Source organism: Streptomyces sp. NPDC006259, assembly GCF_042870975.1.
Classification (GTDB): Bacteria; Actinomycetota; Actinomycetes; order Streptomycetales; family Streptomycetaceae; genus Streptomyces.
In genome coordinates, this window is the sequence record NZ_JBIAHY010000013.1 from 98,045 (window position 1) to 112,844 (window position 14,800).

12 protein-coding genes and 1 riboswitch are annotated in these 14,800 nt (G+C 72.4%); of the genes, 3 read left to right on the forward strand and 9 right to left on the reverse strand.

The window, feature by feature from the left end; translation table 11 throughout:
* Positions 1–272 precede the first annotated feature (272 nt).
* From ACFYO5_RS36930 to ACFYO5_RS36955, 6 genes are all read right to left on the reverse strand, one after another.
* Positions 273–998 (reverse strand): transglycosylase family protein, encoded by a 726-nt coding sequence (locus ACFYO5_RS36930; RefSeq protein ID WP_388717889.1) that lies wholly within the window; start codon positions 996–998, stop codon positions 273–275.
* Positions 999–1,001: 3 nt separating this feature from the next.
* Positions 1,002–1,183: riboswitch (cyclic di-AMP (ydaO/yuaA leader) on the reverse strand.
* 203 nt (positions 1,184–1,386) lie between these two features.
* Complete coding sequence (locus tag ACFYO5_RS36935; RefSeq protein WP_388717891.1) at positions 1,387–2,376, reverse strand: transglycosylase family protein; 990 nt, start codon at positions 2,374–2,376, stop codon at positions 1,387–1,389.
* A gap of 180 nt (positions 2,377–2,556) precedes the next feature.
* Positions 2,557–3,855 carry a cytochrome P450 gene (locus ACFYO5_RS36940; protein WP_388717894.1) on the reverse strand — a complete coding sequence of 433 codons (1,299 nt, stop codon included), beginning with the start codon at positions 3,853–3,855 and terminating at the stop codon, positions 2,557–2,559.
* Positions 3,856–4,385: 530 nt separating this feature from the next.
* Entirely contained in the window at positions 4,386–5,369 is a 984-nt protein-coding gene (locus ACFYO5_RS36945; protein WP_388717897.1) for a nucleoside triphosphate pyrophosphohydrolase, read from the reverse strand.
* A gap of 73 nt (positions 5,370–5,442) precedes the next feature.
* Positions 5,443–6,093: a SurA N-terminal domain-containing protein gene (locus ACFYO5_RS36950; RefSeq protein WP_388717899.1), complete on the reverse strand. Its 651-nt coding sequence runs from the start codon at positions 6,091–6,093 to the stop codon at positions 5,443–5,445.
* Between the two features lie 141 nt (positions 6,094–6,234).
* On the reverse strand, positions 6,235–7,065 hold the full coding sequence (locus ACFYO5_RS36955; RefSeq protein ID WP_388717902.1) for a glycoside hydrolase domain-containing protein: 831 nt from the start codon (positions 7,063–7,065) through the stop codon (positions 6,235–6,237).
* Between the two features lie 227 nt (positions 7,066–7,292).
* On the opposite strand from ACFYO5_RS36955, the gene ACFYO5_RS36960 reads away from it, so the two are divergent.
* The gene (locus ACFYO5_RS36960; RefSeq protein WP_356568666.1) at positions 7,293–7,682 is read left to right on the forward strand and encodes a hypothetical protein; all 390 of its coding nucleotides are present in this window, start codon (positions 7,293–7,295) and stop codon (positions 7,680–7,682) included.
* A gap of 116 nt (positions 7,683–7,798) precedes the next feature.
* On the opposite strand, the gene ACFYO5_RS36965 is transcribed toward ACFYO5_RS36960, so the two are convergent.
* Entirely contained in the window at positions 7,799–8,497 is a 699-nt protein-coding gene (locus ACFYO5_RS36965; protein WP_388718086.1) for an HNH endonuclease family protein, read from the reverse strand.
* A 230-nt stretch (positions 8,498–8,727) separates the two neighbouring features.
* On the opposite strand from ACFYO5_RS36965, the gene ACFYO5_RS36970 reads away from it, so the two are divergent.
* Positions 8,728–8,913: an antitoxin gene (locus tag ACFYO5_RS36970; protein WP_356568670.1), complete on the forward strand. Its 186-nt coding sequence runs from the start codon at positions 8,728–8,730 to the stop codon at positions 8,911–8,913.
* Between the two features lie 290 nt (positions 8,914–9,203).
* On the opposite strand, the gene ACFYO5_RS36975 is transcribed toward ACFYO5_RS36970, so the two are convergent.
* On the reverse strand, positions 9,204–10,127 hold the full coding sequence (locus ACFYO5_RS36975; RefSeq protein WP_388717905.1) for a hypothetical protein: 924 nt from the start codon (positions 10,125–10,127) through the stop codon (positions 9,204–9,206).
* A 108-nt stretch (positions 10,128–10,235) separates the two neighbouring features.
* Between ACFYO5_RS36975 and ACFYO5_RS36980 the strand changes: the two genes are divergently transcribed.
* Positions 10,236–10,829 carry a TetR/AcrR family transcriptional regulator gene (locus ACFYO5_RS36980; RefSeq protein WP_388717908.1) on the forward strand — a complete coding sequence of 198 codons (594 nt, stop codon included), beginning with the start codon at positions 10,236–10,238 and terminating at the stop codon, positions 10,827–10,829.
* Positions 10,830–10,887: 58 nt separating this feature from the next.
* Here the strand turns inward: ACFYO5_RS36980 and mfd are convergent, their stop codons facing one another.
* Positions 10,888–14,418 (reverse strand): transcription-repair coupling factor, encoded by a 3,531-nt coding sequence (gene mfd, locus ACFYO5_RS36985; protein WP_388717911.1) that lies wholly within the window; start codon positions 14,416–14,418, stop codon positions 10,888–10,890.
* Between the last annotated feature and the right edge of the window lie 382 nt (positions 14,419–14,800).

The following is a 14,800-nucleotide window of genomic DNA, read 5'->3' on the forward strand; positions in this document are numbered from 1 at the left end:
CTTGCTGAGCCTTGCGACTAGAGCCTAACCGCCTCGGGGCGTCGGTCGGCCGACCGACCGTCCCGTGGACAGGGAGACCGTACCCATTGTTTCCGTCCGGAACAAAGGGGGGTGGCCGGCGGAAGCGGCCGAGGGAAGGAAAAACCCCGCCCCGGTGCGTACGGGGGAGAACGCACCGGGGCGGGGAGACCGTGGGGACGGGGCCCCTCACGAGGGCTTCGGCACGGCGGCCTCGGCGGTGAGGGGGCCGTGGTCCGGCCGGGGGCCTGATGTCACTTCAGGTGCAGCTGCTGACCGGGGTAGATGAGGTCGGCGTCCTGGACGATGTCCTTGTTCAGGTCGAACAGCTTGGCCCAGCCACCCTTGACGCCGTGCGCCTCGGCGATGGAGCTGAGGGTGTCACCCTTGACGACCTTGTACTCGCCGTCACCCTTCTTGACCTTCTTGCCGGTCGGGGTGGTGACCGTCTTCTGCGACTTGGCGGCCGGACGCTCGGCGGAGCGGGAGGCGCCCTGCTGCTCGGTGGAGCGGGTGGTGGTCTCCGAGGAGCCGCCGGACGAGGAGCTGCCGCTGGACGAGGAGCTGCCGGCGGACGAGCCGTTGGAGGACGAGCCGCCGTTGGAGGAGGCGCCGGACAGACCCACGCCGCAGACCGGCCAGGCACCCTTGCCCTGGCCCGCGAGGACCTTCTCGGCGATCTGGATCTGCTGGGACTTGGAGGCCTGGTTGGCCTGCGCGGCGTACTGCGTGCCGCCGTACGCGGCCCAGGTGGAGGCGGAGAACTGCAGACCGCCGTAGTAGCCGTTGCCCGTGTTGATGGACCAGTTGCCGCCGGACTCGCACTGGGCGACCGCGTCCCACTCGGAGACGGTGGCGGCGGAGGCGTTGCCGGCCGCCATGAGCGGGGCGGCTATGGCGACGCCGGTGACACCGGCGAGCGCGGCGACGCGGGTGGCCTTGGACGGACGGCGGTGCTTGCCCTTACCGGAAAACAGCATGGTGGATCCCCTCACCGACGCCTGCGAGGTGAGCTGTCGGGTTCGGGCCGTGTGAGTTGCCCGGCCACCGTTCCCCGGGAGCACTGCTCCCCGGGAGGTGACTTCACCCCAAGCCGTTCCGGTCGACTGCCCCGGTACGGCACTTACCTTGGGTCCCCCGCTCCTGCCTACGGCGCTTGCGCGACGACTGTTCCCGGGCCGCCACTGGCAGGATTCGGCGTTGCGGCGGCCGGGGCCCGGATTGCCGAGCGGTCCCGACCGTAGACACGCGCCCGGCGGAATTTCAAAGAGGATCACGCCTTCTGAGACTCATCCCACACTTTCACCAAAGCGGACATTCGCCGCGAAGTGTGACGCGAACTCCCGTTGTTTTTCCCGTTTTTCCGCCCTATTCCGCCGCTGTGTCGAGCGTCTGACCGGCGGAGATGTTGTTCGGGTCGGAGCCGATGGCGTCCTTGTTCTCGTCGTAGAGCGCGCGCCATCCGCCGTCGAGGCCAAGGGAATCGGCGATGGAGACGAGGGAGTCGCCCTCGCGGACGACATAGGTGCCCGCGGCGTGGCGGCCCGAGGAGGCGGTGGTGGTGCCGTCCGCGGCCTCGTCGGCGGTGGTGCCGCGATGACGGCCGGAGGTGAGGGAACCCGTGTCGACGAGGCTCCAAGAGCCCGCCTCCTGGACCGACTTGTCCGAGTCGTCCACTTCTGGGGTTGCCGTGGACGGGCTGTCGCCCGTTCGCGAGGTGTCCGCACCGGCGGGCTCGCCGGACTTCGAGGCCCCGTCCGGCGTACCGGAGGAAGGGGACGAAGCGGACGGAGACGCCTTGTCCGTGGCATCCGCCGCATCCGCGGCATCCGTGGAGGATTCGGCCGACGGAGAGGCGGACGCCCCCGAGGAGTTGGAGGCCGAGGAGCCGGACGACCCCTTGGACAGGTCGGACAATCCGGACGTCACGGGGGAGTCGGACGAGGGGTCCGCCACACCGGTGTCCACGCTGCCCGCGCCGTTCTCCTTGCTGAGCCCGGACGTCAGTCCGCAGGTGCCCCAGGCGCCGACGCCCTGAGCGGCGAGGACCTTCTGGGCGACGGATATCTGCTGGTTGCGGCTGGCGAGGTCGGGGCGCTCGGCGAAGTCGAGGCCGCCGTGCGCCTCCCAGTCCTCCTGGCTCAGCGCCAGGCCGCCGTACTCGCCGTTGCCCTGGTCGGCACTCCAGGAACCGCCGGTCTCGCACTCCGCCACCGTGTCCCACACCGTGCCGTCGGCCGCGCTCGCGCCGGTGGCGCCCAGCAGCGGGATGGCGATCGCGGAGCCGGTCACGCCGGCCGCGACGAGGAGGGCCGGAGCCTGACGGGGGCGCCGGTGACGACCGTTCCCGGAGAGCATGCGAGGGCCTTTCTCGAGACAGCAGTGCCTGCGCGGCGCATGAAACGGGGCGCCGCGCTGACAGGTGAACGTATCGGCAGACGATCAGTTGTCACAAGTTAGTGCCGCGCAGATCACGTGAAGATCACAGAGTTGAGGAACGGTCACCTTTGCTCCGTGCCTCGGGCACATGACGGACGGTCAGCGGACGGCTGCGGCGGGTCCACCGGGGGCCGCGGGGGCGAACTCCACGGGCAGGGTGCGCAGTCCGCGCATGATGAGGCCGCCGCGCCACCTCAAGTCAGCCGGGTCCGCGGCGAGCCGCAGATCGGGCAGCCGGGTGAGGAGGGTGGCCAGGGCCGTCTGTCCCTCCAGGCGGGCGAGGGGGGCTCCCAGGCAGTAGTGGATGCCGTGGCCGTAGCCCAGGTGCTGGTTGTCGCGGCGGGAGAGGTCGAGGACGTCCGGGTCGGTGAACCGCTCCGGGTCCCGGTCGGCGGCCGCCAGCACGACGAGGACGGGGTCGCCGGGGGCGATGTCCTGCCCGCCGACCGTGAGGGGCTCGGTGGCGAACCGCCAGGTGGCGAGTTCCACGGGGCCGTCGTAGCGCAGGAGTTCCTCCACCCCGGTCGCCAGGAGGTCGCTCTCGCCCGCGGACAGGGCCTCCTGGAGGCGGGCCCGCTGCTCGGGGTGGGTCAGGAGGGCGTAGACGCCGTTGCCGATCAGGTTCACGGTCGTCTCGAAACCCGCGAACAGGAGGATGAAGGCCATGGCGGCGGCCTCGTTCTCGGTGAGGTGCTCGCCGTGGTCGGAGGCGCGGATCAGAGCCGAGATGAGGTCCTCGCCGGGGACCGGGTCCTCCGGCAGCTCCGCGCGCTTGCGATGGATCAGCTCCAGCAGGTAGCCGCGCATCTTCTTCACCGACCGTGCGACACCGCCGCGCGGGCCGCCGCCGTGCCGGATCATCATGCCCGCCCAGTCACGGAAGTCGTCCTGGTCCTCGCGGGGGACGCCGAGCAGGTCGCAGATGGCGTAGATGGGGAGCGGGAAGGCGAAGTCGTGGATCAGGTCGGCGGTCCCCTTCTCCGCGAACCGGCCGATGAGTTCGTCCGTCAGCTCCTGGACGCGGGGCGCGAACTCGGCGACCCGGCGGGGCGTGAACGCCTTGCTGACGAGGCGTCGCAGCCGGGTGTGGTCCGGCGGATCGATGTTCAGCAGATGGGTCATCAGCTCGGCCTTGCGCTCACCGGGGATCCCGGTCTTGCCCTTGGCGTGCGCCGGCTCGTCGTGATGCGCCGGGTTCTTGCTGAGCCGCTGGTCGGCGAGGGCCTGCCGGGCATCGGCGTACCGGGTGACCAGCCAGGCCTCCACACCGCTGGGCAGCCGGGTGCGGTGCACGGGCGCGTGCTCGCGGAGCCAGGCGTAGGCGGGGTAGGGGTCGGTGGCGAACTCCCAGGTGAACAGGGCCGGCGCGGACGGTTCGGGTGCGGGCTGGTGGGTCACGCCTCGACGGTAGCCGGGATCGGGACGGGGCCCTCGCGCGGCCTGGCGACGGGCGCCCCGGCACGGCACGCCCACCCGACGCGGGCACCACCCCGCCCCCCGACTCTCGGTTCGCCGGTCCCGGCGGCCGAGCCACGCACGCCCCGGGCGCCGGGACCGGTGGCCCTACGGCCCCGGTGTGTGTCCCGGTCGCGGGCGTCCCGCTACCTGGTCGCGGGCGTTCCGGCACAGCAGACCCCTGCCCACGCGGGCCCCAACTTCCGGTTCGCGGGATGCCGGCCGAGCCACGCACGCCCCGGCCGCCGGGACCGGTGGCCTTTACGGCCCCGGCACGCGCCCCGGTCGCGGCCGTCCCGCCGCCCGGCCATGCGAGGGGACCTGTCGGTGCTCCAGCCGACGGCGTCGCCGAGCGGCCCCCGGCCGCCTCACCGAACGGGCACCTCCCACCAGGACTCCACGCCCCTCCGCCAGGCGCCGCCCACCAGGGCTCCACGCCCACCCGCAGGTGTCGTCGACGGGCCGCTGCCCGCCTACTCGCCCACGCCCTCGGCCGCCCGGATCGCGTCCCGGTAGGCGCGGGCCGCCGCCCGCAGGGCCGCCTCCGGGTCGATGCCCTCCGACTCCGCGCGGGCCGCCAGGGCGAGCAGTTCGTAGCCGATGCCCTGCGCCGCCGGGAGCGGTACGTCCAGGTGTGCCGAGCGGGCTCTGGACGCGAGCTTCGCGGCCAGGGCGAGGCCGGGCTGGTGGAGGGGGACGCCGTCGGTGACCGACTCGCGGCGCTTCTCGGCCGCCTTGGTGCGCAGCCAGTGCTCCTTGACCTCCTCGGGGGTGGTCGCGGTGGCGTCGCCGAAGACGTGCGGGTGGCGGTGGACGAGCTTGGTGACGATCGTGCCCGCCACGTCGTCGACGGAGAACGGGGCCTCCTCGTCCTCCTCGGCGATGCGGGCGTGGAAGACGACCTGGAGCAGGACGTCGCCCAGTTCCTCGCACAGTGCGTCGCGGTCGCCGTCCTCGATGGCCTCGACGAGTTCGTACGCCTCCTCGAGGCCGTACTTGGCGAGGCCCTTGTGGGTCTGCCGGGAGGACCACGGGCACTCGGCGCGGATGCGGTCCATGACCTGGACGAGGTCGAGGAGGCGGGCGCCGGGGAGGTCGTAGGAGGCGGGGAGCAGCTCCAGGTCGGGCATGGTCACGCGGCCGGAGCCGGCGAGGCGGGCCAGGCCGTCCGTCAGGGCGGGTTCGCCCTCGCCGGTCGCCACCACGACGACCGTGCGGCCGCCGGCGCAGGCCGCGAGGAGGTCCTCGGCGGTGGGGGCGGTCTCCGCCACCTCTATGCCGGCCTCGCGCAGGTACGGCAGCTGCGGATGGGCGCCGTCCGCGCACAGGACGCGGTCCGCTTCGCGCAGGGCCTGCCAGGCGGGCCAGGACAGCAGGCCGGGGGCGACCCGGTGGCTGGTGGTGAGCAGGACGACACGGCCGGGGGTGGGGGTGCCTTCGGGACTCGTTGCGTTCACCGTCCGAACGTAACCCACCCCGTCGGCGCCCCCGGGGCCGTCTCCGCGGGCCGGCGGGGGGACCGGCGTGCCGTCAGGCGGTCTGCGGGGCCTGGGACGCGGCCGTCACGTCGCGCACCCACGGTGTTCTGGCGTCGACGCGGCTGACCTTCTTCGCGTCCCAGTCGCCGTACCGCGGGTTGAGGTCGACGTCGAGTTCCCGGGACGCCTTCGACAGGGCGTTCCAGAACTCGGGCCGGCTGGTGTCGGTGCCGAGCCGCGTGGCGAGTTTCTGGGCCTCCAGCTGGAGGCGGAGGTTCTCGTCGAGGCGCTGCGGCGGGATGCCGTACTGCTGGAGCCAGGTGGTCTCCAGGCCCTTCGCGCCGCCCGCCTGCTGTTCCAGGCCGGCCCGCATCTCCTGGACCTCCTTGCGGCTGACCGTGATGCCCGCGTCCTCGGCGGCGCGGTGCAGCACCCGGTCGAGGACCATGCCGTGCAGCGTGTCGCGGGTGAGGGTGCCGGTGCGGGCGACGGCCTGGGCGTACTGGGCGTCGTCGGGGACGGCGGCGCGCTGTGCCTCGCGCACCTCGTTCACCCGGTCCTCCAGTTGCGAGACGGTGATCCGCCGGCCGCCGACGACGGCCGCCGCTCCGGGGTGGGCCTCGTTGCCGCAGGCCGTGAGGAGGGGGCCCGCCGCGACGATCGCGGCGGACAGCAGGAGCGCGGTGCGACGACGGCGGTGCAAGGAAGCCTCCCGAGGAGATTGTGCGGCGGTGCACAAGGTCTTGCGGTGATCGATGGTAGGCAGTGGCGGGGCTGGGGCCAACCCATTGGACCAACGATTCACCAGGACTTCGGGCACCGCCGCGCCCGCACCCGTGCGGGGTCAGCCCACGAGGGCGACCGGGGCGTCCCACGCGTCGCGGTCCACGGTGATCGTGTAACCGCCGCGGGTCTCCTTGCTGTTGACCAGGTACTGGTGGCCACGGCTGTGGCCGGTGTACTGGGTCGCGCCCCACGGCCAGTCCGCGGTGGTGGTGTTCTGCTTGTCCCACAGCGCGTACCAGAGGTTGCCCGGCAGGTCCGTCTTGTCGGTCGCGGTGGCGACGGCCTTGGCGCTGGAGCTGCTGAAGCCGTAGTAGCCGGCCCGGTAGGTCTTCGCGCGCAGGGTCTTGGTGAAGGAGCGGACGTACGTCAGCACGGCGTCGTTGCACGCCTTGTTCGTGATGGCGTACGGCTCCATGTCGAGGTAGATGGGGCTGCCCGCCTTCATGCCGAGCGCGGCGGCCTTGGCGACGGCGTCCGCGGCGTCGGTGGCGCCGAGGGAGGCGGCCGTGGCGGCGCTGATCTTCTCGGGGCTGGTGCCGGTCTGGCAGGGCGGCTGGGCGCCGACGTAGAGGGGGATGAGTTTCCAGCCGGCCGCGTTGACCGACTTCACCCAGGACGCGGTGAGGTTGGGCTGGGCGCAGCCGCGGTTCCTGCCGCCGACGTACACGGCGGCGGCGCCGTAGAAGCCGTCGCTCCTCCAGGCCTTCATCGCGGACAGCGAGGGCGCGGTGCAGGTGTCGAAGGCCCGGCCGGTGTAGGTCTTCTGGGCGGGCCAGGTGGTGGCCGCCATCGAGTTCTGCGCGGCGATCCCGGCCCCGGCGAGGACGGCGGCGCCGGCCACTCCCCAGGTGAGGTATCTGCGTTTTCTGGACTGCCGGTGCTCGGCCATCCCCACCCCATCGTTCGTCCGCGCGCGTACGGTCCGGTCCCGGCGTACGGCGTGCGTGTGCGTGTAGAGCCCCCTGAATCGAACGCACCGTACCCCGCGGCTCGTCCGTGGTCGGAAAACAGGGGTCTCTCTCCGGGGCAAGATTCGCTCATGTCACGGTAAAGACAGGGAGGTCCGGGCGGGCCCGGCCGTGCCCTAATCTTGCTCCCTGGCTACTAGGGGGCGACATGACGGCAGTGATGACGGGTGCGGACGGACGGCTCGAGGCGGGGTGGCTCCAGCGGATCGCCTGGGTGGCCCTGGCGTGGTTCTCGTTCGGCCTGCTGGCGTGGGTGCCGTTCCTCTACGTGGCGATCCGCCGCGGGCGTTCCGCGGACTGGGCCGCCTTCGGCGCGTTCGCGCTGTACGAGTGCGTGACCATCCCCTGGATGGCGACGGACGACAGCCCGGACGGGGACGGGTACATGGGTCTCGCCATCATGGTGACGCTGGTGACGGCGGCCTGCATGCTGCTGTGGGCCATGTTCGACAAGCGGGTCCCGGCCATGCCGGCGATGGTCTACGGCGCGCCGGGACAGCAGGGGCACTACCAGCAGGGGTACCCATACGGCCGGTAGCCCCCCGCAGCGGGCACGGCAGGCGGCGCACAGGCCGCGGGGGTGCGGGTCACAGGCCGCGGGGGTGCGGGTTCTCGTGCGGCCGCGGGCGGTCGCCGAGCGGGCGGGCGGCGTGCTCAGTTCGCGTGGAAACGTTCCGGCGCCTTCGTCGGGTTGCCGCCCGCGGGGAGTTTCTGGCCGGGGCAGCCGGAGAGGACCTTCTTCATGGCGGCCTGCTCGGCGGCGGTGACCCACAGTTCGTACTTCTTCTTCACCGCGACCTGCGCCGCCACGTACGGGCACCGGTAGGCCTTGTTGGGCGGCAGCCAGGTCGCCGTGTCGCCGTCCCCCTTGGAACGGTTGGTGCTCGCGTCCACGGCCAGCAGGTTGAGGGGGTCGTTGGCGAGGGCTATGCGCTTGCTCGCGTCCCAGTACTTGGCGCCCTTCTGCCAGGCGTCGGACAGGGCGACGACATGGTCGATGTCGACCTGGCTGCTGCCGCGCCGGTAGGTCACGTCCTTGCCGGAGTAGGGGTCCGACTCCAGCACGCCGTAGGACACCTTGCAGGTGCCGTCGGAGAACCGGACCTCGTCCAGGTCGCGTTTGAGGATGTCGTCGCGGGTTCCGCAGTCGTTGGAGTCGGTGTCGGCCCAGGCGGAGCCGAACTTCTCCCGGTCGTAGCCGGTTTTGGGCGCCCGCCCCTTCACGGTCAGCGCCTCGGCCGCCGCGAGGGCCGCTCCGCCGCTCCCCGCTCCACCGCCCGCCGTCGCTCCCGCACCACCGGGGTCCGAGCCGGTGATCTCCTCCTCGCATCCGGCCACCGTCACGGCGCACATCAGTACGGCGGCGACCGCCGCCCCGCCCCTCAGACGCTTCACGCGCCCCTCCCCTGCCTGCCCGACGCCACCCCGCACAGGGCGTTTTCCCCTGACGGGCACTGGCACACACGGTAGCGAGCGGTGCTGGGCGAGCGGTCGGGAGGTCCAGACCACGACCGACTCAAGTGGGCATACCGCACTTGTCGGGAATATCGTCGGTGGAGAGTCACCTCCGGAAGGAGCCTCGGATGGGCATCCTCGACAGGTTCAAGAGCAACAAGACGGCACAGGACAAGGCCAGGAAGATGTCCGACGCCGCGGAGCGGAAGGCGAACGAGAGGACGGGCGGCCAGTACGAGTCCCAGGTCGACTCCGGGCAGCAGCAGCTGCACCGGCGGGCGGGCCTGGACGAGGAACGGCCCGAACAGCCCTAGCCCTAGCCCTAGCCCTAGCCCTAGACCGCGGACGCGACCGGGACCGGCCGCCGGCCGGCCGCAGCCCGGTCCGAGGCCTCATGGACCCGAGGGCTCACGGACCCCGAGCTTTACGGGCCCGAAGCCTCATGGACCCCGAGCCGCCGAGATCGACCGGCACCCGGCACCCGAAGCCGTCCGCGTGGAGCGATCCGCTGCGGGCGGCTTCACCGTCGCCCGTGGACGGCCGCGGAACTGGGGCTGGTCTCCGCCGGCCAGGCTCCCTGCCACGCCGGCTTGCAACGCCGCTCTCACACCTTCCCGATGCCGAGGGTGTTCTCCGAGGGCAGCAGACCGGATCCCAGCACCGCGACCCAGTAGTCGCCGAGCAGCACGGCCAGGCGTTCCGTCGACTCCGGGCCGAGGGTCTGCCAGGGACCGAGGGCCATCCGGTCGGTGTCCCGTTCGACGCGACGCCGCAGATCACGGCCCGCCTCCGTCGCCGTGCCGTCCGCCTCGAGCAGGCCTCTGGCCGTCAGCCGCTCACTCGCCGCCGCCCACTCCTCTCGGGTCCAGCCGCGGCTCGCGAAGCGCTCGCCGGGCGCGGCGCCTATCGCGGCGAAGGACACCAGCGATTCGGCCGGGTCGAGGCCGGCGAGGAGCAGAGCGGCAAGGTGGCCGTCACCACGGTGCTCGCGCAGGACGGTCGCCGCCTGCCAGAGCTGGAGGTGGGGCTCGCACGGCCACTCCAGAGCGGCGTTGGCCGCGGCGAGCGGGCGCCCCGCCGTGCCTGCCGCCTCGGCCGCGCGGCGGGCGAGAGCGGCGGCCTCGGCCAGCTCGGGACTGTCCACCAGGTCACCGAACAGCGTGCGGTACTGCCGGTCGACGCCTCTGCGTCTCGCCGCCAGGACGGCTTCGGGGCCGGCGACCTTCCAGGCGTCCTCGACGTACCGGGCGACCATGCCGGGCTGGAAGCTGTAGAAGGCGGAGACCACCGCCTCGGTGCTCACCGGGCCCAACGGAGCGGCGCGGAACGGGAAGTAGCTCCCCCAGCGCTCCTCGGTCGGATAGCCGAGCGCGCGGGCCTCCTCGAAGGCCTCCGGCGCGTAGTACAGCACCGCGTGCAGCGGTTCCAGCAGATGCCAGAGCCTGCGCGCCTGAGCCGGCGCGACCTGTTCGCCCCGCTCGCCCGGCCCGGCCTGTTCGACTGCTCGACGCTCATGATTGCCGGACATGCCGCCTCCCCCTCGTCGCGTTCGGACATCGACCACAACTTGACACTGACTAGATTGCCCGCACCCAGGCAACTTGTCAATGCCTAGATGCCGCGTACGCTGCTGTCCATGAACGACCGCCCCTACCACCACGGCGACCTGCGGCGCGCCGTCCTGGTCGCCGCCCTCGACGTCATCGCGACCGACGGCCCCGCCGGGCTGAGCCTGCGCGACCTGGCCCGCCGCGCCGGTGTCTCGCACGCGGCCCCGGCCCACCACTTCCGCGACCGCACCGGTCTGCTCACGGCGATCGCCGCGGAAGGGCACGCGCTGTTGGCCGCGGAACTCACGGAGGCGACGGATCTGCGGGACGCGGGCGCGCGCTACGTCCGCTTCGCGCGCGAACACCCGGCGCACTTCCAGGTGATGTTCTCGCCCGAGCTGCTGCGCGCCGACGACCTGGAGCTGACCACGGCCCGCGCCCTGTCCGCCGCCGCCCTGACCGGCGCCGTCACCACCGACGCCGTCACCACCGACGCCGTCACCACCGGCGCGCCCGCCGGGGACGGCCCGGACGCGCGGCTGGCCCGTATCGCCGTCTGGTCCCTCGCCCACGGCTTCGCCACGCTCCTGCTCGGCCACAACCTCGACGGCCTCCTGGACGGCGAGGACCCGGAGGCCGTACTCCGCGCCCTGCCGATGATGCTGATGCCCCCGGCCTGAGCGCGGCGGGCCGCCGGCGGACGGATCCGACCGGTGGCCCGCGAACGACCGCCTCCTCCTACCCCAGTACCGTCACCAGGAACTCGCCCACCCAGCCCAGCAGTTCGCGCCCGACCACCGGCTTGCCGCCCATCTTCGCGGGCTTCGGCCGGGGTACGAGGAGCTGGTGCGCGGCCGGCTTGATGACCGACCCCGGATACACCCGCTTGAGCCGCAGCTCCTGCGACTCCCGCAGCTCCACCGGCGCGAACCGGATGTTGTTGCCCTGGAGCACGATCTCCCCCACGCCGCACGAGCGCGCGAGCATCCGCAGCCCGGCCACCAGCAGCAGGTTCTCCACCGGCTCGGGCAACTTGCCGTACCGGTCGACGAGTTCCTCGCGGACCGCCTTGACGTCCTCCTCCGAGTTGGCCGAGGCGATGGACCGGTAGGCCTGGAGGCGCAGCCGCTCGCCGGGCGCGTAGTCGTGCGGGACGTGCGCGTCGACGGGCAGCTCGATCTTGACCTCGAGGGGTGCCTCCTCCTCGATCTCGCCGGACTCCAGTTGGCGCCGGTAGTCCGCGACCGCCTCGCCGACCATGCGGACGTACAGGTCGAAGCCGACGCCCGCGATGTGCCCGGACTGTTCGCCGCCGAGCAGGTTTCCGGCGCCGCGGATCTCCAGGTCCTTCATCGCCACGTACATGCCCGCGCCCATCTCCGTGTGCTGGGCGATGGTCGCCAGCCGCTCGTGGGCGGTCTCCGTGAGCGGCTTCTCCGGCGGGTACAGGAAGTAGGCGTAACCGCGTTCGCGGCCCCGGCCCACCCGGCCGCGCAGCTGGTGGAGCTGGGAGAGACCGAAGTTGTCGCCGCGTTCGACGATCAGGGTGTTGGCGTTGGAGATGTCGATGCCGGACTCGACGATCGTCGTCGACACCAGCACGTCGAACCGCTTCTCCCAGAAGTCGACGACGACCTGCTCCAGCGCGGCCTCCGACATCTGGCCGTGCGCGGTGGCGATCCGCGCCTCGGGCACGATCTCGCGCAGCCTCGCCGCGGCCCGGTCGATCGACTCCACCCGGTTGTGGATGTAGAACACCTGGCCCTCGCGGAGCAGTTCGCGGCGGACGGCGGCACCGATCTGCCTCTCCTCGTACGGGCCGACGAAGGTGAGCACCGGGTGGCGCTCCTCCGGGGGCGTGGTGATCGTCGACATCTCGCGGATGCCCGTGACCGCCATCTCCAGGGTGCGCGGGATGGGCGTGGCCGACATCGTCAGGACGTCGACGTTGGCCCGCAGCTTCTTCAGCTGCTCCTTGTGCTCGACGCCGAAGCGCTGCTCCTCGTCGACGATGACCAGGCCCAGGTCCTTGAACCTGGTCTCGGAGGAGAACAGGCGGTGGGTGCCGATGACGACGTCCACGGAGCCCTCCCGAAGCCCCTCGAGAACCGCCTTGGCCTCCGTGTCGGACTGGAAGCGCGACAGCGCCTTCACCTTCACCGGGAACTGCGCGTACCGCTCGCTGAAGGTGCCGAAGTGCTGCTGCACCAGCAGCGTGGTGGGGACCAGGACGGCGACCTGCTTGCCGTCCTGGACGGCCTTGAAGGCGGCGCGGACGGCGATCTCCGTCTTGCCGTAGCCGACGTCGCCGCAGATCAGGCGGTCCATCGGGACCGTCTTCTCCATGTCGTCCTTGACCTCGGCGATGGTGGTGAGCTGGTCGGGCGTCTCCACGTACGGGAAGGCGTCCTCCAGCTCGCGCTGCCAGGGGGTGTCCGCGCCGAAGGCGTGCCCGGGGGCGGCCATGCGGGCGCTGTACAGCCTGATCAGGTCGGCGGCGATCTCCTTGACGGCCTTCTTCGCGCGCGCCTTGGTCTTCGTCCAGTCGGCGCCGCCCAGCCGGTGCAGGGTGGGTGCCTCGCCGCCGACGTACTTGGTGATCTGCTCCAGCTGGTCGGTGGGGATGTAGAGACGGTCACCGGGCTGGCCGCGCTTGGCGGGGGCGTACTCCACGACCAGGTACTCGCGTGTGGCGCCCTGGACCGTGCGCTGCGCCATCTCGATGTAGCGGCCCACGCCGTGCTGCTCGTGGACGATGTAGTCGCCCGCCTCCAGGGTGAGCGGGTCGATGGTCTTCCTGCGGCGCGCGGGCATCCGGGCGCCGTCCTTGCCGGCCGCCTTCTGGCCGGTCAGGTCGGTCTCCGTCAGTACGGCGAGGTCGAGCGCCGGGTCGATGAAGCCGTGGTCGATCGAGCCGCAGGAGACGTGCACCAGCGAGCGGGTCAGCTCGGTCAGGTCGGTGTCCAGGCGGGCCGGGACACCCTCGCCGCCGAGCACCTCGACGGTGCGGGCGGCCGTGCCGTGGCCCTCGGTCACGAAGACCACGCGTCGGCCCTCGGCCAGCCAGCCCTTGGTGTCGGCGAGGGCCTTCGCGGTGTCGCCGCGGTACGCCTCCGGGGCGTGCATGCCGAGCTTGAGGGTGTCCGCCTCGGGCTCCAGGTCGGCGGCGAAGGGGGAGACGGACCACCACATCATGTCCAGCTCGCGCGCGCGGTTGCGCACGTCGGCGATGGACCACAGGGAGGCCGCGCCGACGTCGATGGGGGCCTCGCCGCCGCCCGCGGTCGCCGCCCAGGACGCCTGGAGGAACTCCTGGCTGGTCGCCACCAGGTCCGCCGCGCGGGTGCGCACCCGCTCCGGGTCGCAGACGACGGCCATCGACCCCTTGGGCAGCACGTCGAGCAGCAGCTCCATGTCGTCGACGAGGACCGGCGCGAGGGACTCCATGCCCTCGACGGCGATGCCCTCCGCGATCCTGCCGAGCAGCTCGCCCAGCTCGGGGTGGAGTTCGGCGAGCGCACGCGCGCGTGCGCGGACGTCGTCGGTGAGGAGGAGTTCGCGGCAGGGGGGCGCCCACAGGCCGTGTTCGGCGACTTCGAGGGAGCGCTGGTCGGCGACCTTGAAGTAGCGGATCTCCTCGACGTCGTCGCCCCAGAACTCGACGCGCAGAGGGTGTTCCTCGGTGGGCGGGAAGACGTCCAGGATGCCGCCGCGCACGGCGAACTCGCCCCGCTTCTCGACCAGCTCCACGCGCGCGTACGCGGCGGCGGCGAGGGCTTCCACGATCTCGTTCAGGTCGGCGGTCTGGCCGCCCCTCAGGGCCACCGGCTCCAGGTCGCCGAGACCCTTGACCTGCGGCTGGAGCACCGAGCGGACCGGCGCCACGACGACGGAGACCGGCCCGGTCTCGGGGTCGTCGGCGCGGGGGTGGGTCAGGCGGCGCAGGACGGCGAGGCGGCGGCCGACGGTGTCGCTGCGGGGGCTGAGGCGCTCGTGCGGGAGGGTCTCCCAGGAGGGGTACTCCACGACGCCGTCCGGGGGCAGCAGCGAGCGCAGGGCGGCGGCGAGGTCCTCCGCCTCCCGGCCGGTCGCCGTGACCGCGAGGACCGTGCGGGTGGTCTCCCTGGCCAGTGCGGCGATCGCGAAGGGGCGGGCTGCCGGGGGGCCGACGAGGTCGATGTGCATGCGGTTGCCGTCGGCGGCCGCGGGGATCGCTTCCGCGAGGGCGGGGTCCTTGACTACGGCGTCGAGCAGACCGTGCAGGCTCATGGAGGGGGTTTTCCGTCCGGGGGTCCGAGGTGGGTGATGGTCGGGGTGGGTGTGCGGGTGTGCGGTGCGGCCGGCCGCTGGGGCGGGTGGGCCGCGGTAGGTGGGCGGCGGGGTCTCGATGGGTCTGGGTGGCCAACGCGAAGGGCCCGACGCGTGTCACGGGCCGGGGGTGTCCAGGGTACGACGGGGCGGAGCGGTCCGCCTGGGGCTGTGGACAACGCGGGGGCGCCGCGAGGCGTGGGGGCGCGGGGCGCGAGCGCGGTGGGACGACGCGGTGCGCGAGGAAGCGGTGCGCGAGGAAGCGGTGCGCGAGGAAGCGGTGCGCGAGGAAGCGGTGCGCGAGGAAGCGGTGCGCGAGGAAGCGGTGCGCGAGGAAGCGGTG